Below are 24,289 nucleotides of genomic sequence, written 5' to 3'. Positions count from 1 at the left end.
CCCGAACGGGCCCGGCACGGTGTACGAGGAGGAGACTCGTCCAGGAGATCGAAGTCATCGCCCGCGGCGCCCTCAGCGAGCCGGTTCGTGCTTCCGCTCGAAGACGATGAAGGCCATGGACGTGCCTCTGGCGAGGACCTGGACCACGTCGAGCCCGTGGTGGTCGGCGACGATCCGGTTGGTGACGGCGAGGGTGTCGGGATGGCCCTGGAGGATGTCGCGCACCGCCGTCGTGTTGGACGAGGCCGGGAGCACCTCGTCGAACGACTTGTCGATCCGGTCGAGGAGCCGGAGCGTCGCCGGCTGGTGGCACAGCCTGCCGTACGATTCGGCCCTCCCGCCGTCGGAGGCCACCAGGACCATGTCCGGGAGCGTGGTCAGGAACACGTCCACCGCGGCCAGTTCAGGGTCGAAGAAGAATCCGCGCACCTCCGGATAGGCGCCGGGGACGAGCAGCGCGTCGTTCTCCCGCAGCCGCACGCTGGCCGCCGCCAACTCGAAGGAGGGATAGCCGGTCAGATTCTCGGCCAGCCCCGAAAAGTACTCGACACCGGCGGCGACGCTGCATGTGAGACCGTCGGGCTCGTCGGCCAGCGTCGCGACGGAACCGTAGCGAAAGGTCGGGAGAATCGGGGAACTGTATGCCGCGCGCACCAGGGTTTCGGACATCTCTGTTCTCCTGATGATTTCGAGGGAGAAAGCGAAGAGGAAAGGAGGGCCGAGGTGACGAGATGTCGACTCGTCAGGTCGATTCCAGCGTGACGCGCACGCCCAGGGCGATGAGCACCCCACCCGTGACGCACTCCAGCGCGATACGCACCCGACGCCGCGCCAGCCATTCGTGCAGGAGCCCGACCAGCGAGGACGTCAGGCGCCACCAGAGCAGCGCCACCGCCACGAAGGCGAGCGTGAGCACCAACGACGTGCGGACGCGCGGCTCTCCCGGCGAGATGAACTGCGGAAGGAGCGTCAGGAAGAGCACCGCGATCTTCGGATTCAGCAGGTCGTTGAGCACGCCCTGCCGAAAGGCGGTGGCCCGGGTGATGGTGGTGGTGCCGAGCGCCCCGCCCGGCGTGCCGACCTGGACCCCCCGGGCGGCCTCCCGCACCCAGGTGCCCCAGAGCGTGACCGCGCCGAGCCACAGCAGGTAGACCGCGCCACCGAGCTTGAGCAGCGCATACGCGGTGGCCGAGGCGGCGAACACGGCCGAGAGGCCGAGCGTCGACACGGCGGCATGCACCAGAAGCCCGCTGCACACGCCGAGCCCGGTCCACCACATGGCGGTGCTTCCGCCGCGCAGACTGTTACGCAGCCCAAGTGCGGTATCCGGCCCGGGAATGACCGTCAGCACGATCGCGACCAGCAGAAACGGGATCAACTGTTCTGGCAATTCCATAGCCCATTCGGATCGTCTACACCCCCCGTGAACCACCGAAGCGGAGCGAGAAATATCCCGTCCAGGGTTCGCGCATCACATGAGCCGCGCCATTACGCTGCCCACCGACTTCTCCTTGGGAGCCTAGGCGAGTGAAGTGCGCCAATACAATTACCCGATCGAGTGATGCGGAGAGGGCGCGGGAAAATGCCCGAGGGCCTCGTCTCACCGAAGTGAGACAAGGCCCCGACCTACGACTGAACTCGTGGCTGCGGTGGGGCGTTCAGGATCGCTTCCCGCCCGCCGGGTGATCGTCTCCCGCGAAGGACGGGCGCACGTCCGGTCGGTCGAGCGCGCTCCGCAGCCGCTCGTAGGTGGGGGCCAGCCGCAACAGGCAGGCGGCGAGCGCCTGGTCGTTCCCGGTCACCGTCGGATGCTGCAACGCGCCGACCAGCCGGGCCTGTTCCGCCGCGACCGCCGCGGCCTCCGTCATGCCGAGCGTCGCCAGACACACCGCCGCGTCGCTCAGCCGCCGCGCGCCCACCCGGATCGCGAACGCGCCCCACAACGCGCGGACTTCGGTGCCGAGGCCACCGGTGCCGACCCGAGCGGCGACCGTCTCCAGCGCTTCGGCCCCGCCCAACGTTCCCGCTGGCACGGGCAGATCCCGGCCCGCCAGCCAGGCCCGAGCCGTCGGCAGCGACCGCCGCAACGCCTCGGACACCGGCACCTCGCGCTCGCGAACGAACCCGGTCCGCATCACGAAGCCACCACCCGCGTAGGGGACGACTCGGCACGCCACGCGGCAAGGAAATCGGCCGTTGGCAGCGTGGCGAACGGATGGCCCTCCGGATCGTGCAACAGGACCGTGTCGCCCTCCACCGCCAGTACCACCACATAGTGGTCCCCGCCGTCAGGTGTCGGCGTACCCGGCTGATACCGCAGCAGCCCCATGTCCACCGGCCCGACCAACACAGGACCGGCCCCGCAGGCGGCGCGCAGCCGGTCGAGCGCCTCCCCGGCGGGGCCGCCCTCGGCCCGGTCGCAGCGCAGGCCCAGCAGCGCGACGGCCGCGTCCAGGCCGATCTCCGGATCCCAGCCGTACGGATCGAACAGCGGCAGCGTGCCGGCGATCAGCTGAAAGCCGAAGGCCGAACCGGTGAGCGTCTCGATGACGGCGGGCGCGGGCGCCTCGGGGTCGACGACCATCGCCAGGGAATGGGCGTAGCAGTACGGACCGGAACCTGAGTACGACAGCATGCGGGGTCTTTCCTTCCGGGCGGCTGGGAGAAGCGCGCGGGCCCCGGCCGCCTCCGTCACACGACACTCGCCGGCCGGCCCGACACTCCCCAGCTGACCCCCTCACACGGTGGGAGAGTCAACACGGTCGCCGACCCCGACCCCGACCCCGATCCTGGCAGCGCTCGCCGGTCGGCCCGACGGCTACCGATCCCAGTCCGCTCCGAGCGCCAGCAGCCGCTCGCGGTACTCGATGACCCCGACCCATGCCGCCGGCCAGGCCGCCGCCCCGTGGCACGCGCCGGCGAACGCCCCGGCCAGCGCGGCGATCGAGTCGGAGTCGCCGCTGGAGTAGGCGCCGCGGCGCACGGCGGCCAGCGGGTCGTCGGGGTGCTGGAGGAAGCAGAACAGCGCGGTGGCGAACGCCTCCTCGGCGATCCAGCCCTCGCCGGTGGCCAGACAGGGGTCGGCGTCCGGATCGGCGCCCGGCAGCGCGGCCTCGACCCGGTCCAGGACGGCCAGGCACTCCTCCCAGCCACGGGAGATGAAGGAGATCCGATCCGGATCCTGGGCGTGCTCGGCCAGACCGCCCAGCCAGTCGGCCCGGTACACCGCCCGGTTCGCCTCCGCGTGGGCGCGCAGCAGCGGCAACAGCTCCCGCGGGGCCGTGCCCTGGACCAGCAGGTGGACGGTGTACGCGGTCAGATCGCTGGCGGCGAGCGCCGTCGGGTGCCCGTGGGTGAGGCCCGACTGCAACTGGGCTGCCCCGGAGCGCTGCTCCATGCTCAGCCCCGGGATCAGGCCGAGCGGCGCGACCCGCATGTTCGCCCCGCAGCCCTTGGACCCCACCTCGCTGGCCCGCTGCCAGGCCCCGCCCCGCTCCAGCGCCTCGCACGCGCGCAGGCAGGTACCCCCAGAGGCCCGGTTGTTCTCCGGCGAGTGGTACCAGCTCAGGCGGAGGGGAAGCCGACCAGGCCGGGCTCTTGACGGCCGTCAAGCCGCTCGGGGGAGCTGCCCGGCAGTGCTCCTTGGCCGAGGCAGGTGCCGGTAGATCTCGCGGGCGACGAACCGTTTCAGGCAGCGGGTGATGTCCCTCCTGCCCATGCCCTCGGCGGTGCGTCGCACGACGTACTCCCCGGTCCGGGCGCCGCGCTCCCGGGTGTCTTGCGGTCCCGGAGCGACAGCCCGGGTGGACGCCGGATTTCCGATGGGGTCCTTGCCTTCGGCAGGATGGGCGCCATGACCGAGATCCGCACACCCCGCCTGCTCCTTCGTCGCTGGTATGACCACGACCTCGCGCCGATGGCGGACATCAACGCGGACCCACGAGTCATGCGCTGGATCGACGACGGCTCGGTGCGCGACCTGGACCACACGGCAGAGGCGATCGAGCAGTGGGAGGAGGAGTGGGACGAGGAGGGCTTCGGACTCTTCGCCGTCGAGCTGTTGGCCTCGGGTGAACTCGCGGGATTCACGGGTCTGTCCGTGCCCGAGTTCCTGCCGGAGGTACTGCCCGCCGTGACGATCGGCTGGCGGTTCGGTTCACAGTTCTGGGGCCAGGGATACGCGTCCGAAGCCGCCCACGCCACGCTGGAGTTCGCGCTCCAGGACCGCGGCCTCGACCGCGTCATCAGCATCAACCGGGTGGGCGACGACGCCTCCGAGAACGTCATCCGAAAGCTCGGCATGGTGCCCGAGCGAGAGACGACACACCCGGTGTACGCCCATCCGCTGCGCGTTCACACCATCGATCTCACCGAGTTCCAGGCGTGAACCGGCCGCCCCAACGATCACCGCAAGACCTTCCACGCCACCCGATCGAGACCGGCACCCAGACCTACCGCCTGGCCCGCGCCAAAGGGAACAAGACCTACGGAACCGAGTAGTCACCTGCCTCGTAACGGGCTCGGTTCGGGCTGCCAGCCGGTTTCGGCCGCCCAGCGTTCGGCTGCCGTCATCAGCACCTCCGTAGCCGGGGCCTTGATCTGCCCGTAGTCCAGCAGGTCCGGAACACTGAGGGCCAAGCGCTTCTTGAACGCTCCCCACGACCGACGAGCAGCTTCATCGGCACGCAGGTAATCCCGAAAAAGAAGAGCGAAGCGGATATTCGGGCCACCCTCCTCGCGTAGATGGACATTGCACGGTCGGGCACCGGCCGGCGGCGCGAACACCAACTTGCGACACGCCTGGCCGTCCGAGACCTCGGTGCGGTTCCAGGGCTCGGAACGGCAGCGGAAGCCGATCACCTCGAGCAGCCCGATCTGCCGGCTTTCATCGATCGCCTCAACACGGACCTGGATGTCCACGCAGTCCTTGGCGGCCATACCCGGCACCGAGGTGGAACCGACGTGATCAATCGACCACGCGTGATCTCCGAGCGCGCCGCGCAGCGTCATGGCCAACTGCTCGAAGTCCACGGCCCATTGCGGCTGGTAGTCCAGCAGCGTCACCGAAGCCGACTCATCAGGAAAAGGCATGCCTACAGCATGAACGGCCGCTCACACTTCGACGACACAGCTAGGCGGTGGTCCCAGATCAAGCCGCTCTCCGGGCCCGACGATCGCTGAATCAACGGGGCACGTACCCTCGACCGTGATCAGCTTGGCGTTCGGACAATGCCTCGGACAAGCCCCGGAAACGCCAAGATCCCGCCCGATCATTCCGATCGGACGGGATCTCGTCAACCGCGCACATCTGGTTTCGTGAACGGCCCTCTCAAGTCGGGACGGCGGGATTTGAACCCACGACCCCCTGACCCCCAGTCAGGTGCGCTACCAAGCTGCGCCACGTCCCGGTGCCCGTGTGATCTTGAAGTTTTCCCTGATCACCGCGCACGAGAACCATACCGCACTTCGGGTGGTGCTTGCTCACGGCGCTGACGGGGGGAGATGGTCCCCCAGGGGGGTGCGGTGCCACCAGTCGCCGGTGGTGCGGCGTTCGTGGGGGGTGGTGAAGCGGTAGCGGTACACGCGGGCGCGGACGTGGGCGGGTGGGGCTTCGGGGAAGGGGTTGGTGCGGAGCAGACGCAGCAGCCGGGGGTCGCCGGCGCGGAGGCGGCGGAGGAGGGGGCGGAGCCACGGGCTGGGGGTGAAGGGGCGCAGGGCCTCGAACCACATCAGCCAGTCGAGGCGGAGGTGGAAGGGGGCGAACTGGCGCGGGCGGCGGCGCACGTCGCCCGGCTTGCCGTGGAACTCGTACGCGAGCCACCGGCTGGTCGAGGACGGGTAGGGGTCCGCGGTGCCCTCCAGGACGATCTCGTGGCGGACCCGGGTGACGGTGCCGAAGGCGCCGTAGGTGTTGACCAGGTGCAGGCTGTCGTAGCTGCGGTTCATCTGCTGGCCGGGGGAGAGCAGGTTACGGACCGGGCGGTAGCTGAGGAAGGCGACCAGGGCCGTGGCCGCGAGGACGAGCGTCGTGAACCAGATCGGCGGGTCGGGTTGGTGCGCCGGCGGGGCCGGGAGCACCGGGATCCAGCGGGCGGCCAGGGCGCCGTCGACGGCCGCGCAGGCGAGGAGCAGCGTCAGCCAGTTGAGCCAGGCGAAGTTCCCGGAGAGCACGAGCCAGAGCTGGGTGACGATCACCACCGCGGCCGCCCAACTGGCCGCCGGCTGGGGGAGGAAGAGGCAGAACGGCACCAGCAGCTGGGCGACGTGGTTGGCGGCCGCCTCCACCCGGTGGAGCGGCCGGGGGAGGTGGTGGAAGTACCAGCTGAGCGGCCCTGGCATGGGCTGGGTCTCGTGGTGGTGGTAGAGGCAGGTCAGCCGGCGCCAGCAGGGGTCGCCGCGCCACTTGATCAGGCCGGCGCCCAGTTCGACGCGGAAGACCAGCCAGATCAGCAGGTAGCGCCCGGCGGTGGGCGGGGCGCTGTCGTCGTTGCCGAGGAAGATCGCCAGGAAGCCGGCCTCCAGCAGCAGCGACTCCCAGCCGAAGGCGTACCAGACCTGGCCGATGTTCACGATGGAGAGGTAGAGCAGCCAGGGCGCCGCCCACAGCGCCATCGTCGCCCAGAGCGGCACGAGGTCGCCGAGGCCGGCGACCAGCGCGGCGGAGAGCGCGGCGCCGAGCCAGGCGGTGGCGAGGAGCAGCCGGTCCGAGTAGCGGATCCGCAGGAGGCTGGGGGCGTACCGGAAGGGGACGGCGCGCAGGAAGGCGGGCGCCGGGGTGAGGCCGCGCTCGCCGGCGAGCGCGGGGAACTCGCGGATCGCCGAGAGGAACGCCAGCAGGTAGATCAGGGCCAGGCCGCGCTGGACCACGAGGCGGCTCAGCCAGTAGTCGGGGGCCGCGATCCAGTCCATGGTCCATGGGTACCACCGGGCGCCAGGCGCGGCCCGCTCGCGCGCCGTCGCATTCTCACCAGGGGCGCCGGTGCCGCGCGCCGGCGCCGCGGCGAAAGGGGGCGTTGACCAGGGGCGCGGCGCGACGTAACTTCTCCGCGGCACCTACGAGGAGGGGCACACAGCATGGCGCTCACCGACATGTCCCTGGACGCGCTGCGGGAGTACCGGCCCGCGGTCGACGAGCCGGACGACTTCGACGACTTCTGGGCCCGGACCCTGGCCACGGCGCGGGCCGCCGGTGGCGCCCCGGCCGAGTACCGGCCGGTGACCGACTCGCCGCTGGCCTCCGTCGACGTCTACGACGCGCGCTTCCCCGGCTGGGAAGGACAGCCGATCGCCGCCTGGCTGCTGCTGCCCAGGGGCGCGCGGGAGCCGCTGCCCACGGTCGTCAGCTACATCGGTTACACGGGCGGGCGCGGCCTGCACCTGGAGCACCTGCTGTGGAACGCCGCGGGGTACGCGCAGTTCGTCGTCGACTCCCGCGGCCAGGGCCACGACACCCCTGACCCGGACGCGGTGCCGACGCCGCAGTACGTCGGCGGCTTCATGACCCGGGGCATAGCGAGCCCCGAGCACTACTACTACCGGCGGCTGATGACCGACTGCGTGCGCGCCGTGGACGCGATCCGGGAGCACCCGGCCGTCGATCCGGCGCGGGTGATCGTGGCCGGCGGCAGCCAGGGCGGCGGCCTCGCGCTGGCGACGGCCGGCCTGGTCGGCGACGCGGTGGCCGGCGCGCTGGTCGACGTGCCGTTCCTCTGCCACTACCGGCGGGCCGCCGACATCGCCTCCGCCGGCCCCTACCCGGAGCTGGTGCACTATCTGGGGATCCACCAGCGCGACCAGGTGGAGAACGCGTTCCGCACCCTCAACTACTTCGACGGCCAGCACTTCGCCACCCGGGCCGCCGCGCCCGCGCTGTTCAGCGTGGGCCTGATGGACCCGGTCTGCCCGCCGTCCACCGTCTACGCCGCCTACAACCGCTACGCGGGCGAGAAGGAGATCAGCGTCTGGCAGTTCGGCGACCACGCCGGCGGCCGGGCGTCCCAGGCCCGCGAGCAGCTGCGCTGGCTGGCCGAGCGCGGCCTGCCCGGGCAGGCGCTGGGCGGCTGACGACCCGGATCCCGGGCCCGACGGTGCCGGCGGGGCACACCGTGTTCACCTCGTCGACCAGGTCGGCCCGGGATCGTTCACCCGGCGCTTCCGAAAAGTGAACCTGCCATGTCACCCCGTCTGTTTTAATTGCGCACGATTCGCAACAACGACAGATCTTCAACAGGGGTGACCGATGACTGGCCGCACGCCATGGACACGAGGCGCTGGCGGGGTGGTGGCGGCCCTGCTGTTCGCCGTCACCGCCTGCTCGGCGCCCGGCGGGGACGACGCGGAGGCCGCCCACGACTCGCTCGTCGTCGGCATAGCCACCGAGCCGGACAGCCTCAGCCCGCTGCTCGGCTACGGCAAGGACGGCAACTCCAAGATCTTCGACGGGCTGTTGCGGCACGACGCCGACCTCCAACTCACCCCGGCCCTGGCCACCGAGCTCCCCGAGGTCAGCGAGGACGGCCTGACCTACACCTACCGGCTGCGCGACGACGTCGAGTTCAGCGACGGCGCCCCGCTCACCGCCGAGGACGTCGTCTTCACCTACCGGACCATCCTCGACCCGGACACCAACTACCCGTACAAGGACGAGCTCGACGCCATCGAGGACGTCAGCGCCGAGGACGACCACACCGTCGTCTTCACCCTCCGCTACCCCTACGCCCCCTTCGCCGACCGCACCGTGCTGCCCATCGCCTCGGCCTCCGCCGCCGGCGACCAGGACGTCAACACCGGCACCTACAACACCGAGCCGGTCGGCACCGGGCCCTACCTGCTCACCGACTGGACGCCAGGCGAGCGCATCACCCTGGAGGCCAACCCCGACTACTGGGGCGGCGAGCCCGAGGTCAGGCGGCTCACCATGGCCGTGATCCCCGACGACGACGTGCGCGCCACCCGGCTGCGCTCCGGCGACCTGGACGCCGCCGTGCTGCCGCCCAACCTCGCCGAGGGCTTCGCCGACGCCGAGGGCGTGGTCACCCACGAGGCCGAGAGCGCCGACTTCCGCGCCGTCACCCTGCCGTCCGGCAACCCCGTCACCGGCGACCGCGACATCCGCCGCGCCCTCGACCTCGCCGTCAACCGGGAGTTGATGGTAGACAGCGTCCTGATGGGCGCCGGCCACGCCGCCTACGGCCCCATCCCGGTCACCAGCCCCTGGTTCGCCGAGGGCACCGAGCGCCCCTACGACCCGGAGGCCGCCGGCCGCCTCCTCGACGAGGCCGGCTGGACCCTCGGCGACGACGGCGTCCGGCGACGCGACGGACAGCGCGCCGCGTTCACCCTCTGGTACCCGGCCGGCGACCGGCTCCGCCAGGAGCACGCCCTCGCCTACGCCACCGACGCCGGCGAGATCGGCGTCGACATCACCGTCGAGTCGGGCTCCTGGGAGGTCATCGAGGGACGGCTCACCGAGGACGCCGTGCTCTCCGGCGGCGGCAACCCCGCCGACCCCGACTTCGACCTCTACGGCCTGCTCTACTCCGAGCTCGCCGGCGACGGCTGGAACAACATGGGCCAGTACGACGACCCCGAGGTGGACGAGCAGCTCGACCTGGCCCGCCGCACCGCCGACCAGGACGAGCGGCAGGCCGCCTACGACCGGGTCCAGCGCGAACTCGCCGACGACCCCGGCTACACCTTCCTCACCCACATCGACCACGTCTACGTGATGGCCGACCACTGGGACGGCGTCACCACCCAGCCGGAACCCCACGACCACGGCCTCGGCCACGGGCCGTGGTGGGACGTGGAGGACTGGCGGATCCGCGCGTGAGCGTCGTCCCCGGCTCCCTCCCCTGGGCCCCGATGGCCAGGCTCGTGGGGCGGCGGCTGCTCGCCGCCGTCCCGGTGCTGGCCCTGGTGACCCTCGGCATGTTCGCCGTCGCCGCGGCCTCGCCCTTCGACCCGGTCCGCCAGTACCTGGGCGGCAGCGCCGTCGGCGTCTCCCAGGAGACCCTGGACCAGCTGCGGGCCTCGCTCGCCGCCGAGGGCACCTTCGTCGAACGCTGGTGGCACTGGCTCACCGCCGCGCTCACCGGCGACCTCGGCCAGTCCAACACCCTGCACCAGCCCGTCGCCCAGGTCATCGGCGAGCGGGTCGGCTGGTCCGCGCTGCTGTGCGCCGTCGCGTTCGTGGCCGCCGTGCTGCTCGGCACCGCCCTCGGCACGCTGGCCGCCAGCCGGCCGGGCAGCGCCGCCGACCGCGTCATCACCTCGGTCAGCTACGCCCTGCAGGCCGCGCCGCCGTTCTGGATCGCCCTGCTGGCCGTCTGGCTGTTCGCGCTGCGCCTCGACGTGCTGCCGTCAGGCGGCCTCACCGACCCGGGCAGCGACGTCGTCACCGCCGGCTCGCTGCTGCGCCATCTCGCGCTGCCGGCCGCCGTGTTGACCGTCTCCCAGCTGCCCTGGTTCGTGCTCTACACCCGCCAGGGCGTCGCCGACGCGCTCACCGAGGACCCGGTACGCGGCGCCAGGGCCCGCGGGCTGCGCGCGGGCACCGTGCTGCGCGGCCACGCGCTGCGCTCCGGGCTGCTGCCCGTGCTCACCCTGATCGGCACCCGCGTCCCCGAGCTCATCACCGGCGCCCTGCTGGTGGAGACCGTCTTCAGCTGGCCGGGCATCGCCTCCGCCACCGTCCGGGCCGCCACCTCATCCGACTTCTCCCTGCTCGCCGCCCTCGCGGTGCTGTCCGCGCTCGCCGTGCTCGCCGGCAACCTCGTCGCCGACCTCCTGTACGGCCTCGCCGACCCGCGCGTCGACCACGACGAGATGTGATCCCCATGGCCCTCACCACAGAACCGACCTGGCACGCGCGCGGCGCGCCGCGCCGCGGCACCCGCACGCTCCGCGTAGCCGCCTCCGCCACGCTGGCCGCCGCGGCCGCGCTCGCCGCGCTGCTCGTGCCCCTGCTCTTCCCGCTCGACCAACAGGCCGTCGACCTCACCGCCAAGCTGCTGCCGCCCTCCGCCGACCACCTCTTCGGCACCGACGAACTCGGCCGCGACGTGCTGCTCCGCAGCGTCTACGGGCTGCGGGTCTCGCTCACCGTGGGCATCGTCGCCGCGCTGGCTGCCAGCCTGCTCGGCCTCGCCGTCGGCTGCCTGGCCGGCGCGCTCGGCGGCCGCGTCGACCGGCTCGTGATGCGGGCGGTGGACGTCTTCACCGCCGTGCCGCACCTGCTGATGGGCATCTTCATCGTGGCGATGTTCCGGCCCGGGATCTGGCCGGTGGTCGCCTCCGTGGGGCTCACCCACTGGGTGTCCACGGCCCGGATCGTCCGCGCCGAGGTGCTGTCGCTGCGCGGCCGGCCGTTCGTGGAGGCCGCCATCTCAGGCGGCGCATCCCGCCGCCGGGTGGTCACCAGGCACCTGCTGCCCGCGGTGCTGCCGCAGGCCGGCCTCGCCGCCGTGCTGATGGTGCCGCACGCCATCTGGCACGAGTCCGCGCTCTCGTTCCTCGGGCTCGGCATCCCGGCGCACCAGGCCAGCCTCGGCACCATGATCAACGGCGCCCGCGGCTCGCTCGCCACCGGCGACTGGTGGCCCACCCTCTTCCCCGGCCTGTTCATCGTCCTGCCGACGCTCGCCATCGCCGGCCTCGCGGGCGTCTGGCGGGAGCGGCTCAACCCGCGGCGCCGCTCGGAGCTGGTGCTGTGACGGGCCAGGGGCCGGCCGGCCGGAACGGCGAGACGACCGACGACGCGACGAGTGGGAGGGAGCGGCAGATGGCCGAGGCGCCCGCCGTGCTGACCGTGCGGGGGCTCTCCGTGCGGTTCCTGATGCCGGGCGGCCGCGAGGTGGCCGCCGTGAACGACGTCTCCTTCGACCTGGCGCCCGGCGAGTGCCTGGCCCTGGTCGGCGAGAGCGGCTGCGGCAAGTCCGTGCTCGCCTCCGCCCTGCTCGGCCTGCTGCCCGCCAACGCCCGCACCCGCGGTACGGCCCGGCTGCGGCGCCCGGCCACGGGCCCGGACGAGACGGAGGACGGCGTCGAACTGCTGGCGGCCAGCGAGCAGGTGCTGGCCCGGCGGGTGCGCGGCCGGCTCGCCGGCCTGGTGCCGCAGAGCCCGGCCGCCCACCTGACGCCCGTCAGGTCCGTGCGCTCCCAACTCGAGGAGACGGTACGCGAGCTGACCGGCACGCCGCGTGTCGCGCTGCGCGGCGCCGCCGAGGCGGCCGCCGCGCGGGCCGCGTTCCCCGCCGACCACCTCGACCGCTACCCGCACCAGCTCTCCGGCGGCCTCGCCCAGCGCGCCGCCACCGCCCTCGCGCTGGTCGCCGACGCGCCACTGCTCATCGCCGACGAGCCCACCACGGGGCTCGACCGCGACCTGGTCGACCGCACCGTCGGCGAGCTGCGCCGGCACGCCGACGCCGGGCACGCCCTGCTGGTCATCACCCACGACCTGGCGGCCGCCGAACGGATCGCCGACCGGGTGGCCGTGATGTACGCCGGCCGCCTCGTCGAGGTCGCGCCCGCCCGCGAGTTCTTCGGCGCCGCGGGACCACGCCACCCCTACGCGCACGGCCTGCTCGAAGCGCTCCCCGAGCGCTCCTTCACCCCGATCCCCGGGCTGCCCCCCGAGTTGGACGCCCTCCCCGCGGGCTGCGCCTTCGCCGACCGCTGCCACCTCGCCACCGAACGCTGCGCCACGCCGCCCGCCCTGAGCGACGGCGTCGCCTGCCACCACGCCCCGGAGCGCGCCGATGCTTGAGCTCAGCCGCATCACCGCCGGATACGCCCGCCGGGCGCCGGTGATCCGCGACGTCTCGCTGGCCGTCGCGGACGGCGAGGCCGTCGGACTGCTCGGCCCGAGCGGCTGCGGCAAGTCGACGCTGGCCCGGGTCGCGGCGCTGCTGCACCGCCCCGAGGCGGGCACGGTGCGGCTGGCCGGCGAGACCGTGCGGAGCTACCGGTTCCGCGCGCCGCGCGCGCTCCGCACCAGCGTGGGCGTCGTCTTCCAGCAGCCGCGGCTCGCCGCCGACCCGCGCCTCACTCTGCGCGAGCTGATCGCCGAGCCGGCCGCCGCGACCGGCAGGAGCACCGTGCTCGCCGGCCGCGCCGCCGAGCTCGCCGAGGCCACCGGTCTCGGCGCGAGCCTGCTGCGCCGCCGGCCGCACGAGGTCAGCGACGGCCAGTTGCAGCGTGCCTGCGTCGCCCGCGCCCTGCTGCTCGGCCCCCGGCTGCTGGTCTGCGACGAGATGACGGCCATGCTCGACGCCTCCACCACCGCCGCGCTGGTCGCCGTCGTCGAGGAGTACCGCCGCGAACACGGCGCCGCGCTGCTCGCCGTCGGACACGACCGGGTGCTGCTCCACCGGTGGTGCGACCGGGTGACCGAGTTCCCGACCACGGGTGGCTGACGTCGGGCGTGGGAATCTTCCGCCGCCTTGGCGGTTGGAACAGGAGTGGACAACGCGGCACGACTGCGGTCGGTGCGCTGGTCGATCCTCGACCGGGCGCTGATCGGCGAAGGACGACTCCCGGCTGAGGCACTGCGCGAGACCGTGGGCTTCGCCCAACGGGCGGAGGCCCTCGGCTACCACAGGTTCTGGGTGGCGGAACACCACGCGGTGCCCGGCGTCGCCGGCTCGGCGCCCACCGTGCTGGCGGCGGCCGTCGCCGCCGCCACCCGGCGGATCCGGGTCGGCACCGGCGGCGTGATGCTGCCCAACCACCGACCGCTGGTGGTGGCCGAGCAGTTCGGCGTGCTCGAGGCGCTGTTCCCCGGGCGGATCGACATGGGTCTGGGCCGCTCCGTCGGCTTCACCGCCGACGTGCGGCGCGCGCTCGGCGCCGACAAGGCGGACGCCGACCGGTTCGGCGAGCGACTGGCCGAGCTGCTCGCGTACTTCGACGGCACGGCGCCGCTGGCCGCGCCACCCGCGACGGGGCTGCGGGTGCCCGCCTTCGTGCTCGCCGTGGGGGAGGGCGCCGGCATCGCGGCCGCGCACGGGCTGCCGCTGGTGATGGCGTACCTCAGCGACGAGGACCGGATGCTCGCCGCCGTCGACCGCTACCGCGCCGAGTTCACCCCTGGCCCGCACGGCGACCGGCCCTACGTGGTGCTGGCGGTCAACGCCGTCGTCGCCGGCACCGCGGAGGAGGCCGCGAAGCTCCAACTCCCGGAGGCCTGGGCCACCGTCTACTCCCGCACCAGAGGCGTCTTCCCGCCACTCGAAGCACCGCACCGGGTGGCGGCCCGTCGGATGACGGAGCGCGAGCAGCGCCTGTTCGACCAGGCGCGGGCCGGCCAACTGCACGGCGACGAGCGGCAGATGACCGAGACCCTGGGCCGGCTCATCGCCCGAACCGGCGCGGACGAGCTGCTGCTGACGTTCGGCGACGGCCACCCGGGCCGCCGCGACTCCTACCGCCGGCTCGCCCGGCTGGCCGGACTCACCCCCGCCGCCGGCTGATCGCCGCTCTCCGGCCGCCTGACCGGCACGATGCCGCGGGCCACGCCGAGCTCCACCAGATCGCTGGGCCGCAGCCGCAGCTCGTCCGCCGTGGCCCTGATCAGCTCCGGGCCCCGCCTGAGGAGCCCGAGCGCCGCCTCGGGCGCCACCACCGAGTAGTAGCTGTCCGGGGTGACCCAGGTGCGGCCAGGCGCGGTGAGGGCCACCGCGCCGCCCGAGCCGCCCTCGCCGATGATCAGGCTGGTCACCGGGATGGTGGCCGCCGCCACCGCCAGGATCGACTCGGCGATCGCGGCGCCCACCCCGTCCCGCTCCGCCTCGGCGCCGTTGGCCGCGCCCGGCGTGTCCACCAGGGTCAACACCGGGACGGAGAGTCGGTCGGCCAGCCGGAACAGCCGGGTCGCGGCCCGGAAGCCCGCCGGCGTGGTGGCCGTGCCGCGCTGCGCGACGTAGCCGACGGCGCGGCCGCGGTGCCGGCCGAAGCCGCACAGCAGCCCGGGATCGGGGCAGCCGAGTTCCACCCGCTCCGTGAAGTAGGCCCCGAGGTACGCCTCGGCCCGGGGCCGGTCCCGATGCCGCGCCGACTCGACGGCCGCCCAGCCGCTCTCCGGCGGCTCGGTCGCGCGCAGCGCCCGGGGCGGCGCGGCGGGGCCGGCCGCCGGGGTGGTCAGCAGCGTGAGCCAGCGGGCGGCGACGGCGCCGCGGTCGGCGGGCGCCACCAGCGCGTCGATCTGGCCGAGCGCCGCCTGCGCCTCCGCCGTGTACGCGGCGGGGTCGGCGTCGGCCGGCCTGACCCGGGCCCCGGCGAAGCCCACCTGGGTGCCGGGCAGCGCCAGCCTGACGTCGGCGCCGGCCCCCAGCGTCACCCAGCCGCCGCCCGTGACCGGGCCTACCAGCACGGCGAGGTGCGGCAGCCCGGCCGCCCGCAGCCGCACCAACTGGGTGGCGACGCCCTGGAGTTGCGCGAGCGCGAACATGCCCTCCTGGATCCGGCTGCCACCGCTGGCGAGCAGCGAGACGACGGGGAGGCCGAGTTCGCGGGCGGTGATCAGGGCGCCGGCGATCCGCTCGCCGGCCGCCCGGCCGATCGAACCGCCGAGGAAGCCGAACTCGAAGGCGATCAGCACCGCCTCGGTGTCGCCCACCCGCCCGACGCCGCAGACCACGGCCTCCGACTCACCGGTGCGCCGGCCGGCGGCGGCCCGCGCGGCGCCGTAGCCGGGCCAGCCGATGGGCCCGTCGCCGTCCGCCGCCAGGTGGTCGGCCGTCGGCCGGTGGGGCAGCTCGGTGAACCGGTCCCCGGCCAGCGCGGTGACCAACTCGCGGGCCGACGCCGCTGACGCCGCCGACGCCGCCGAGGTGGAAGCAGGGCCCGGGGGGAGAGCGCTCATTCGCCTCATGCTAGGTGGTGGGTACACGGTGATCCGTGGCGCGGGCTCAGGAGGCGCCGCCGGCCTCGGGGAAGTGCCGGGTGTAGGACTCGGTGACGTCGTTCAGGCCGCGGGAGTAGGGGGCGTCGAAGTGGTAGACCAGGAAGAGCAGGAAGGCGATCATCGCGGTGAACATCCCGGCCAGCAGCAGCTCCCGGCCGGACCGCCGGATCTGCAGCACGAAGACCATGCCGATCACCGCGACCGCCCCGCTGATCAGCCCGATCCACACCGCGAGCGGCATGGTCGGCTCGGCACTCTGGGCGCGCCCGACGCGGGCCTCGTCCACCCTGGCCAGCTGGTCGATCATCCCCTGGTACGACTCGGTCTCGCGGACCGTGGTCGGCTCCCTGCCGGTGATCAGCTCCCGCATCTCGCGCAACAACACGTCGCCCTCGGCCCCGAGTTCGCCGTGATCCACCAGGAGCGGCCACTCGTCCTCCAGCACGTAGTCGACGTAGCCGGTGATGTCGGCTCGTATCTCGTCCCGCACCTCGGGCGGGAAGACCCCGGCCCGCTGGTCCATCTCGTGCAGCGCCTGCGCCTCCTGCCGCACCCAGTCCTCGGCCGAGCCGCGCGCCTCCCAGACGCCGGCGATGGCGAGGCCGAGCACGATCGCGTAGACGACGCCCAGCATCATCGTCATGTACTCGATGACGTCGGGGGTCTGGGAGGGGTCGTCGGTGGTGCCGGCCCGGCGCTGCCGGATGACGGCGAACAGGAAGACGGCCCCGCAGGTCGCGAGGATGATCAGGACGAGGGCCAGCCATTCGGACACGCGGGCCTCCTCAGGTGGGGTGGGAACGGGAACGGGCGGCGCCGCCGCGCGAGCGGGGCCTGAGCGCGGCGGCGGCGAGCACCGCGGGGGCGAGGACGAGCAGGGTGCGGGTGACCAACGAGCCGCCCGGGTCCGGGGGTTCGCCGTCGACCGGCAGCCGCAGGCCGGCCGCGGGCGACAGGGCCGTGGGGGAGGGCGAGGCGACCGCCGGCTCGGGCTCGGGCTCCGGTTCAGGCTCCGGTTCCGGCTCGGCGGGGGGCGGCTCGGCCGTGGGTGGGGCCGGCGCATCCGACTCGGCGGGCGCCGGGGCCGGCGGTGGGGCGGGGGACTCCGCCGCCGGCGGCGCGGTGGTGGGCGGCGGCGCCGGGGTCGGCTCGGGAGTGGGGGACGGGGGTGAGGTCGGCGGGGGCGTCGACGGCTCCGACGGCGTGGGGGACGGGGCCGGGCTCGGCGTGGGGGTGGGCTCCGGCGGTGGCGGGGTGGGGCAGCCCGGCGGCCACCACGGCGGTAACGGAAGCCAGACGCAGAGGCAGATGCCGTGCCGGGGAGCCGCGCCCTCGGCCGCCGGCGGGCAGCCGGGGAAGGACGCGGGAACCGCCCGGCCGGCCGCGACCGCGGGCGCGGCGGCCCCGGCTATGCCGGCGGTGGCCAGCAGCACGGCGGCGCCGGCCCCGGCGAGGCGGGTGCGCTGCGCGACGTTCACGCAGTGATCGTGCGCGCCGGGCGTGCGACGCGCCGGACGGTCGACTGGTTTTCGCCCGATGTGATGAAAAACAGCCCCGAGGGGATTGCCGGCCGTTCGGCCGTCACCGACGTCCCGTCAGCCGTGCAGCAGCCGGGCGGGTTCGTCGAGCGCGGCGCGTACCGTGAACCCGGCGGCGCCGAGCAGCGGCCCGTCGGGGCCGAGCGGCGAGGCGGTCACCGGCACCGGCGTGCTGCGCCCGCCGGTCGCCACGCTGGTGCGGCGGGCCAGCTCCCGGCTCACCGGCGCCAGCAGCCAGGGCGCCAGCCTGGCCAGCGCGCCGCCGACCACCACCTGCCGTGGATCGAGCAGGTTGACCGCGCCGGACAGCGCGATGCCCAGGGCGGTCCCGGCCTGCCGCACGGCCCGCAGCGCGCCCTGGTCGCCCGCCTCGCACCGGGCCGCGAGCGCGCCGAGCCGCACCCCGGGGCCCGGTTCGAGGCCGGCCGCCCGCAACACCGCCTCCTCACCCGCGTAGGTCTCCAGGCAGCCGCGGCCGCCGCAGGAGCAGGGGCGACCCTCGGGACGCACCGGGACGTGGCCCAGCTCGCCCGCGAACCCGTGGGCGCCGCGCAGCAGTCGCCCCTCCACCACCACGGCGGCGCCGATCCCGATCTCCGCCGACACGTGCACGAAGCTGTCGGGGACCCCGGCCTCGCCCGCCGACCACAGCTCGGCAAGCGCGCCGAGGTTGGCCTCGTTCTCGACGGTGACCGGGCCCAGGTCGGTGGGCAGCCCCGCCGCCAGATCGGTGTCCCGCCAGCCGAGGTTGGGCGCCATCAGCAGCCTGGACCGGCCGGAGCCCGGATCGCGGGCGAGCAGCCCGGGCACGGCGACGGTGAGCCCCGTGGGACGCAGCCCGGCCCCGGCGGCGTCGCGCGCCGCGGCCCGCAGCATGCCGGTCAGGGTGGCCAGCACGGCGGCGGGCTCGGCGCCCTGGTTGCGGGTCTCCTGGCCGAGCCGGATCCGCACCCGACCCCGCAGGTCCATCACGGCCACCGCCAGGTGGTCGACGCCGATCTCCGCCCCGATCCCGCACGGGCCCCGGTCGGTGAGCAGCAGCCCGGTGCCCGGCCGGCCCACCGCGCCCGACCGGCCTGGTCCCCGTTCGACCAGCAGGCCGCCGCGCGACAGCTCGTCCACCAGGGTGGAGACGGCGGCCCTGGTCAGCCCGATCCTGGCGGCCACCTCCGCCCGGGAGAGCGGCCCCTCGGCCGCCAGGGCGTGCAGCACCCGGGAGAGGTTGCGCTGCCGCATCTCGGACTGCGACTGGGGAGCGGGCTTGGTCATCGCGGATCCTCGGAACCCTTCAGCGGCGCCGGAGCAGCGCGTCGGCGTCGGTCAGCGTCGCGGCCAGCCTGGCGAGCGCCGCCTCGTCCCGCTCGACCGGCTCGAACGCCGGGCCGGCCGCGGTGTCCCAGCCCCTGGCCACGGCCGCCGGCTCGCGGCCGAGCAGCAGCCCGGCGGCCTGCGCGGCGGCGCCCAGCGCCACCAGCTCGTCGGCCACCGGCACCCGCACCGCGCGGCCGGAGAGCCGGCGGACCGTCTCCCGCCAGGCGGTGCCCCGGGCGCCGCCGCCGATCAGCACGATCGGCTCGGCGGGGTCGGCGTCGTCGTCGAGCACCGAGTCGAGGGCGCGCAGCAGCGCGAAGACCGCGCCGTCGTAGGCGGCCTGGAGCAGCTGCCCGCCCGAGGTGTCGTGCCGCAGCCCGTGCAGGAGCCCCGAGGCGTAGGGCAGGTCGGGGGTGCGCTCGCCGTCGAGGAACGGGAGCACCACGGCCTCGCCGCCCGGCGCCACGGCCTCCCGGTCGAGGCCGAGCAGGGTGGCGATCCGGTCCACGGCCTGGGTGCAGTTGAGGGTGCAGGCCAGCGGCAGCCAGCCGCGCCAGGCGTCGGCGAAGCCGGCGACGATGCCGCTGGCGTCGGTCGGACGGCGCTCGCTGACCGCGTAGACGGTGCCCGAGGTGCCCAGGCTGAGCGCCGGGCGGCCGGGCACCAGGCCGAGCCCGAGGGCCCCGGCCATGTTGTCGCCGGTGCCGGCGGCGACCAGGATGCCCTCGGGCAGCGGCAGCCCCGCCCGGGTGGTGCCGGCCGCCTCGCCGGCGGCCACCACCCGGGGCAGCAGCGCCGGGTCGAGGCCGACGTGGGCCAGGATCTCCTCGTCGTAGGACTCGGTCGCGCTTGACCACCAGCCGCTGCCCGAGGCGTCGCCGCGGTCGGTGGTGCCGCCGCGCACCTCCTGACCGGTGAGCTTGCCGGTGAGGTAGTCGTGGGGGAGCCGCACCGCGCGGGTGGCGTCCGCCGCGGCCGGCTCGTGCTCCCGCAGCCACGCCCACTTGGTGACCGTGAACGAGGCCGGCGGCACGCTGCCGACCCGCTCGGCCCAGCCGTCCTGGCCGCCGAGTTCGTCGATCAGCCGCTTCCGCTGGGGCGCCGAGCGGGTGTCGTTCCACAGCAGCGCGTTGCGTACCGGCCGGCCGTCCGCGTCCAGCGTCACCAGGCCGTGCTGCTGTCCGGCCACCGCGATCGCCGCGGCCTCGCCGGCGGCCGGGCCGCACTGTGCCAGCGCGTCCGTGAGCGCCCGCCACCACTGCTCGGGGTCGCTGTCGTGCTCGGCCGTCACCACGTGTGGTGCCTGGCCGCGTGCCACCACGGAACCGGTCGCGCTGTCCACGACCAGCGCCTTGGTGGACTGCGTGGAGCTGTCCACGCCGATGACGAGGGGTCCGTCCGGTGCCGCCATGAGCGCGGTCCTCTCTGCGGGTCGGGAGTGCGGGTCGATGTGCGGATGGGCGAGCGGGGCCAATGCCGGGTGGGGGCTTCCACCACGGGCCAGTGCATACTAATTTGTTAACGGCCATGACGAAATACTGGGGAGCCGAGGAGCCGCCATGTCATACGAACCCACCCCTGACGACAAGTTCAGTTTCGGCCTGTGGACCGTGGGCTGGCAGGGCCGCGACCCGTTCGGCGAGGCCACCCGCCCGGCCCTGGACCCGGTGGAGTCCGTCAACCGGCTCGCCGACCTCGGTGCCTGGGGCGTCACCTTCCACGACGACGACCTGATCCCCTTCGGCTCCTCGGCGACCAAGCGCGAGGGCCACATCAAGCGCTTCCGCGATGCCCTGGACGCCACCGGGATCATCGTCCCGATGGTCACCACCAACCTCTTCACCCACCCCGTCTTCAAGGACGGCGCCTTCACCGCGAACGACCGCGACGTGCGGCGTTACGCGCTGCGCAAGACGCTGCGCAACATCGACCTGGCCGCCGAGCTCGGCGCCGAGACCTTCGTGGCCTGGGGCGGCCGGGAGGGCGCCGAGTCCGGCGGCGCCAAGGACGTGCGCGCCGCGCTCGACCGCTTCAAGGAGGCCTTCGACCTGCTGGCCGACTACGTGGTCGAGCAGGGCTACGACCTGCGCTTCGCGCTGGAGCCGAAGCCCAACGAGCCGCGCGGCGACATCCTGCTGCCGACCGTGGGCCACGCCCTCGCCTTCATCGAGCGGCTCGAGCGGCCCGAGCTCTTCGGCGTCAACCCGGAGGTCGGCCACGAGCAGATGGCCGGGCTCAACTTCCCGCACGGGATCGCCCAGGCGCTGTGGGCCGGCAAGCTCTTCCACATCGACCTCAACGGGCAGAACGGCATCAAGTACGACCAGGACCTGCGCTTCGGCGCCGGCGACCTGCGGTCCGCCTTCTGGCTGGTCGACCTGCTGGAGACGGCCGGCTACCAGGGCCCGCGGCACTTCGACTTCAAGCCGCCGCGCACCGAGGACTTCGACGGCGTCTGGGCCTCCGCGGCCGGCTGCATGCGGAACTACCTGATCCTGCGGGAGCGCGCCGCGACGTTCCGCGCCGACCCGGCCGTCCAGGAGGCGCTGCGCGCCGCCCGGCTCGACCAACTGGCCACGCCCACCCTTAAGTCCGGCGAGACCGCCGCCACGCTGCTCGCCGACCGCTCCGCGTTCGAGGAGTTCGACGTGGACGCCGCCGCCGCGCGCGGCATGGCCTTCGAGGCGCTCGACCAGCTGGCGATGGACCACCTGCTCGGCGTCCGCGGCTGACCCCGGTCCCCGCGGCCGGCCCACGCCACCAGCCCGCTCCGCCGGCCGCTCAGGCCGGCGGAGCGGTGCTCTCCCGCACCACGAGCCGGGTGGACAGCTCGGTGCGCACGCCCTCCGGCCGGTCGCCGTCCATCATCCGGCGCAGCAGCCGCAGCGCCGTCGCGGCCATCTCCGCGAGCGGCTGCCGCACCGTCGTCAGCGCCGGGGTCGACCAGCGGGCCTGCGGCAGGTCGTCGAAGCCCACCACGCTGACGTCGGCCGGCACCCGGAGGCCGTGCTCGCGCGCGGCCTGGCACACCCCGAGCGCCATCTGGTCCGAGCAGGCGAACACGGCGGTTGGCGGTTTCGGCAACGCCAACAGCTCGACCGTCCGCCGGTGCGCCACCACCTCGTCGAAGTCGCCGTGACGCACGAACTCGGGCGGCACCCGCAGCCCGGCGGCCGCCATCGCCGAGCGGAAGCCGGCGATCCTGGCGTCGCTGCACATCTTGCGGCGGTAGCCGCCGATCACCGCGATCCGCCGGTGCCCGAGGCCGATCAGGTGCTCCGTGGCGCTGACCCCGCCCTGCCAGTTGGTCGCGCCGACCGAGGGCACGCCGGGCGGCGGATCGAGCACCGGGTCGATCATCACATAGGGGATCCGGTGCTGTTCCAGCCAGGAGTACTGGGTGGCGTTGAGCTCCGCGAGGTTGAACAGCACCCCCGCCGTGCCGCGGGCTCCCAGCTTGTCGAGCCAGCCGCGCTCCGGGCGCCCGCCGCGGGTCCTGACCAGGGCGGCCGAGACCACCACCCCGATGCCCGCGTCGTGCGCCGCCTCCTCCACGCCGTGCAGCACCGCGCCCGACCAGGGCGCGTCGAGCCGGTGCACCACCAGGTCGATCAGGGCCGGCGGCCGGTCGGCGGCGAACCGCGGCCGGCGCACGTAGCCGAGCCGGTCGAGCACCTCGGTGACCCGCCGGCGGGTCTCCGGCGCCACGTCCTCCCGGCCGTTGGCCACCTTGGACGCGGTGGGGACGGAGACGCCGGCCTCCCTGGCGACCACGGCCAGGGTGGGACCACCGGCGCCTGAGGGACGGACCATGGGATCTCCCCTTTCGCCCTGTGCCGCTTCGCGAGTGCCGTGAAAGTTTCGAGCTCCGGCGTCGGCCCGGCGCGCCGCCGCCCCGATAGCAAGCGCTTCCTAAGTTAGGGGTGGGTCGCACGACTGTGAAGTCCGTTGCCACCGACCGTCGTTCACCGGGTGGCGAACGCTTTCGAAAGTTGTCGGCGCCGCCGGGGGACTGCCCTTCGCCGAGCCGCCTCCTAGCGTTGTGCGCATGCCAACTCCGCGTGTGCTGCGCACCCTCTGGACGCTCGTGACGGCGCTCGTCCTCGGCCTGCTCGCCCCCCTGTCGACCGCCCCGCCGGCCCACGCCGCGCCGGTCACCGTGCTCAACGGCACCCAGTTCACCGACCCCAACGGCGATCCCGTGCACGCCCACGGCGGCAGCGTGCTCAAAGTGGGGCAGTACTACTACTGGTTCGGCGAGAACCGGCAGGTGGACAGCAACGCGTTCCGCCACGTCTCCGCCTACCGCTCGACCGACCTGCGGAACTGGGAGTTCCGCAACCATGTGCTGACCCAGAGCACCCACCCGGAGCTCCAGTCCGCCAACATCGAGCGCCCCAAGGTCGTCTACAACCGGATGACCGGGCAGTTCGTGATGTGGATGCACAAGGAGAGCGCCACGGACTACAGCGAGGCCAGGGCCGCCGTCGCCGTCTCCGACACCGTGGACGGCGACTACACCTGGCGGGGCAGCTTCCGGCCGCTCGGCCACATGTCGCGGGACATCACCGCCTTCGTGGACGACGACGGCACCGGCTACATGGTCTCCGCCGCCCGCGAGAACTACGACCTGCACATCTACCGGCTGACCGCCGACTACACGGCCGTCGAGAGCCTGGTGGCCAACCCGTGGCCCGGCGGCCACCGCGAGGCGCCCGCGCTCTTCAAGCGCGACGGCGTCTACTTCATGCTCACCTCGGGTGCCACCGGCTGGTCCCCCAACCAGCAGCAGTACGCCACCTCGACCAGTCTGGCAGGTGGTTGGAGCGCGATGCGCGACGTCGGCGACTCCACGGCCTTCGGCTCGCAGACGGCCTTCGTCCTCCAGATCCAGGGCACCGCGGGCAGCTCGTACCTGTATCTCGGCGACCGCTGGGGCAACTCCTTCGGCGGCCGGGTCAACGACTCACGCTATGTCTGGCTGCCGCTCACCTTCCCCGACAGCCGGTCGCTGGGCATGAGTTGGGCGCCCGAGCTGACCATCGACGCGGCCGCGGGCACGGTGCGCGCCGGCGGCGGCCCCTACCAGACGCTGACCGCCAGGCACTCGGGCAGGTGCCTGGACATCCCGAGCCAGTCGCACGCCATCGGGCAGGAGTTGGCCCAGTATCCCTGCAACGGCGGCGGCAACCAGCGGTTCTGGCCGCGTGACGCCGGCGGCGGCCACGTCCAGCTGGTCACCAGGCACAGCTCGCTCTGCCTCGCCGTCTCGGGCGGCTCGACGGCCGCCGGGGCCGCGGTGGTGCAGGCCGCCTGCGGCGGGGGCGCCGAGCAGCAGTGGCGGCTGACGGACACCGGCGATGGACACGTCAGGATCGCCGCCCGGCACAGCGGCCTGTGCCTCGACGTCTCCGACGGGTCGACCGCCGACGGCGCCCGGCTGATCCAGTACACCTGCTCGACGACCGCGGCCCACCAGCAGTTCCGGCGGACCACGGTCTGAGTCGACGGCCGGATCGCGGGGCCGGCCGGC

20 protein-coding genes, 1 tRNA gene and 2 pseudogenes are annotated in these 24,289 nt (G+C 73.8%); 10 read left to right on the top strand and 13 right to left on the bottom strand.

Going from position 1 to position 24,289, the window contains the following annotated elements; translation table 11 throughout:
• Positions 1-72 precede the first annotated feature (72 nt).
• The 4 genes and pseudogenes from ACYVPE_RS14735 to ACYVPE_RS14720 all read right to left on the bottom strand — a co-directional run.
• A complete protein-coding gene (locus ACYVPE_RS14735; protein WP_461034012.1) occupies positions 73-669 on the bottom strand; it encodes a hypothetical protein in 597 nt (198 codons plus the stop codon).
• A gap of 73 nt (positions 670-742) precedes the next feature.
• The gene (locus ACYVPE_RS14730) at positions 743-1,396 is read right to left on the bottom strand and encodes a LysE family translocator (RefSeq protein ID WP_461034011.1); all 654 of its coding nucleotides are present in this window, start codon (positions 1,394-1,396) and stop codon (positions 743-745) included.
• A 262-nt stretch (positions 1,397-1,658) separates the two neighbouring features.
• A pseudogene (locus tag ACYVPE_RS14725) lies at positions 1,659-2,635 on the bottom strand (cysteine peptidase family C39 domain-containing protein).
• A 183-nt stretch (positions 2,636-2,818) separates the two neighbouring features.
• A pseudogene (locus tag ACYVPE_RS14720) lies at positions 2,819-3,568 on the bottom strand (ADP-ribosylglycohydrolase family protein); the annotation flags it as partial.
• Positions 3,569-3,853: 285 nt separating this feature from the next.
• Between ACYVPE_RS14720 and ACYVPE_RS14715 the strand changes: the two are divergent.
• Positions 3,854-4,387 carry a GNAT family N-acetyltransferase gene (locus ACYVPE_RS14715; RefSeq protein ID WP_461034010.1) on the top strand — a complete coding sequence of 178 codons (534 nt, stop codon included), beginning with the start codon at positions 3,854-3,856 and terminating at the stop codon, positions 4,385-4,387.
• Positions 4,388-4,500: 113 nt separating this feature from the next.
• On the opposite strand, the gene ACYVPE_RS14710 is transcribed toward ACYVPE_RS14715, so the two are convergent.
• The 3 genes from ACYVPE_RS14710 to ACYVPE_RS14700 all read right to left on the bottom strand — a co-directional run bounded on the left by ACYVPE_RS14710 (position 4,501) and on the right by ACYVPE_RS14700 (position 6,909).
• Entirely contained in the window at positions 4,501-5,064 is a 564-nt protein-coding gene (locus ACYVPE_RS14710; RefSeq protein ID WP_461034009.1) for a GrpB family protein, read from the bottom strand.
• A 270-nt stretch (positions 5,065-5,334) separates the two neighbouring features.
• Positions 5,335-5,408 (bottom strand) — tRNA-Pro (locus ACYVPE_RS14705).
• Between the two features lie 73 nt (positions 5,409-5,481).
• Complete coding sequence (locus ACYVPE_RS14700) at positions 5,482-6,909, bottom strand: lipase maturation factor family protein (protein ID WP_461034008.1); 1,428 nt, start codon at positions 6,907-6,909, stop codon at positions 5,482-5,484.
• 165 nt (positions 6,910-7,074) lie between these two features.
• Here ACYVPE_RS14700 and ACYVPE_RS14695 point away from each other — a divergent pair, with 165 nt between their 5' ends.
• The 7 genes from ACYVPE_RS14695 (at position 7,075) to ACYVPE_RS14665 (ending at position 14,474) form a co-directional block, all read left to right on the top strand.
• Complete coding sequence (locus ACYVPE_RS14695; RefSeq protein ID WP_461034007.1) at positions 7,075-8,064, top strand: acetylxylan esterase; 990 nt, start codon at positions 7,075-7,077, stop codon at positions 8,062-8,064.
• A 175-nt stretch (positions 8,065-8,239) separates the two neighbouring features.
• Complete coding sequence (locus tag ACYVPE_RS14690) at positions 8,240-9,832, top strand: ABC transporter substrate-binding protein (RefSeq protein ID WP_461034006.1); 1,593 nt, start codon at positions 8,240-8,242, stop codon at positions 9,830-9,832.
• Positions 9,833-9,864: 32 nt separating this feature from the next.
• Positions 9,865-10,833, top strand: a complete 969-nt coding sequence (locus ACYVPE_RS14685) for an ABC transporter permease (RefSeq protein WP_461034047.1) — start codon at positions 9,865-9,867, stop codon at positions 10,831-10,833.
• A 5-nt stretch (positions 10,834-10,838) separates the two neighbouring features.
• Positions 10,839-11,714, top strand: a complete 876-nt coding sequence (locus ACYVPE_RS14680; protein ID WP_461034005.1) for an ABC transporter permease — start codon at positions 10,839-10,841, stop codon at positions 11,712-11,714.
• Between the two features lie 68 nt (positions 11,715-11,782).
• Positions 11,783-12,769: an ABC transporter ATP-binding protein gene (locus ACYVPE_RS14675; RefSeq protein WP_461034046.1), complete on the top strand. Its 987-nt coding sequence runs from the start codon at positions 11,783-11,785 to the stop codon at positions 12,767-12,769.
• Positions 12,762-13,418, top strand: coding sequence for an ABC transporter ATP-binding protein (locus ACYVPE_RS14670; protein WP_461034004.1), 657 nt, complete (start codon positions 12,762-12,764; stop codon positions 13,416-13,418). The genes ACYVPE_RS14675 and ACYVPE_RS14670 overlap by 8 nt, the downstream gene beginning before the upstream one ends.
• A gap of 45 nt (positions 13,419-13,463) precedes the next feature.
• The gene (locus ACYVPE_RS14665; protein ID WP_461034003.1) at positions 13,464-14,474 is read left to right on the top strand and encodes an MsnO8 family LLM class oxidoreductase; all 1,011 of its coding nucleotides are present in this window, start codon (positions 13,464-13,466) and stop codon (positions 14,472-14,474) included.
• On the opposite strand, the gene ACYVPE_RS14660 is transcribed toward ACYVPE_RS14665, so the two are convergent.
• The 5 genes from ACYVPE_RS14660 to xylB form a co-directional block, all read right to left on the bottom strand.
• The gene (locus tag ACYVPE_RS14660; protein WP_461034002.1) at positions 14,426-15,865 is read right to left on the bottom strand and encodes a carboxyl transferase domain-containing protein; all 1,440 of its coding nucleotides are present in this window, start codon (positions 15,863-15,865) and stop codon (positions 14,426-14,428) included. The two genes, ACYVPE_RS14665 and ACYVPE_RS14660, sit on opposite strands and share 49 nt — an antisense overlap.
• 46 nt (positions 15,866-15,911) lie before the next feature.
• Positions 15,912-16,682, bottom strand: coding sequence for a bestrophin-like domain (locus tag ACYVPE_RS14655; RefSeq protein WP_461034001.1), 771 nt, complete (start codon positions 16,680-16,682; stop codon positions 15,912-15,914).
• 10 nt (positions 16,683-16,692) lie between these two features.
• Positions 16,693-17,385, bottom strand: coding sequence for a hypothetical protein (locus ACYVPE_RS14650; RefSeq protein WP_461034000.1), 693 nt, complete (start codon positions 17,383-17,385; stop codon positions 16,693-16,695).
• 117 nt (positions 17,386-17,502) lie between these two features.
• The gene (locus tag ACYVPE_RS14645) at positions 17,503-18,714 is read right to left on the bottom strand and encodes an ROK family transcriptional regulator (RefSeq protein ID WP_461033999.1); all 1,212 of its coding nucleotides are present in this window, start codon (positions 18,712-18,714) and stop codon (positions 17,503-17,505) included.
• A gap of 19 nt (positions 18,715-18,733) precedes the next feature.
• Positions 18,734-20,167, bottom strand: a complete 1,434-nt coding sequence (xylB, locus tag ACYVPE_RS14640; protein ID WP_461033998.1) for a xylulokinase — start codon at positions 20,165-20,167, stop codon at positions 18,734-18,736.
• 148 nt (positions 20,168-20,315) lie between these two features.
• Here xylB and xylA point away from each other — a divergent pair, with 148 nt between their 5' ends.
• On the top strand, positions 20,316-21,488 hold the full coding sequence (xylA, locus tag ACYVPE_RS14635; protein ID WP_461033997.1) for a xylose isomerase: 1,173 nt from the start codon (positions 20,316-20,318) through the stop codon (positions 21,486-21,488).
• 49 nt (positions 21,489-21,537) lie between these two features.
• On the opposite strand, the gene ACYVPE_RS14630 is transcribed toward xylA, so the two are convergent.
• Positions 21,538-22,569 (bottom strand): LacI family DNA-binding transcriptional regulator, encoded by a 1,032-nt coding sequence (locus ACYVPE_RS14630; protein ID WP_461033996.1) that lies wholly within the window; start codon positions 22,567-22,569, stop codon positions 21,538-21,540.
• Positions 22,570-22,804: 235 nt separating this feature from the next.
• Between ACYVPE_RS14630 and ACYVPE_RS14625 the strand changes: the two genes are divergently transcribed.
• Entirely contained in the window at positions 22,805-24,259 is a 1,455-nt protein-coding gene (locus ACYVPE_RS14625) for an RICIN domain-containing protein (RefSeq protein ID WP_461033995.1), read from the top strand.
• Positions 24,260-24,289: the final 30 nt, after the last annotated feature.

The organism is Streptomyces mayteni (assembly GCF_054783955.1).
Note: the sequence above shows the minus strand (reverse complement) of the source record. Positions and strands in the feature narration are given on the sequence as shown.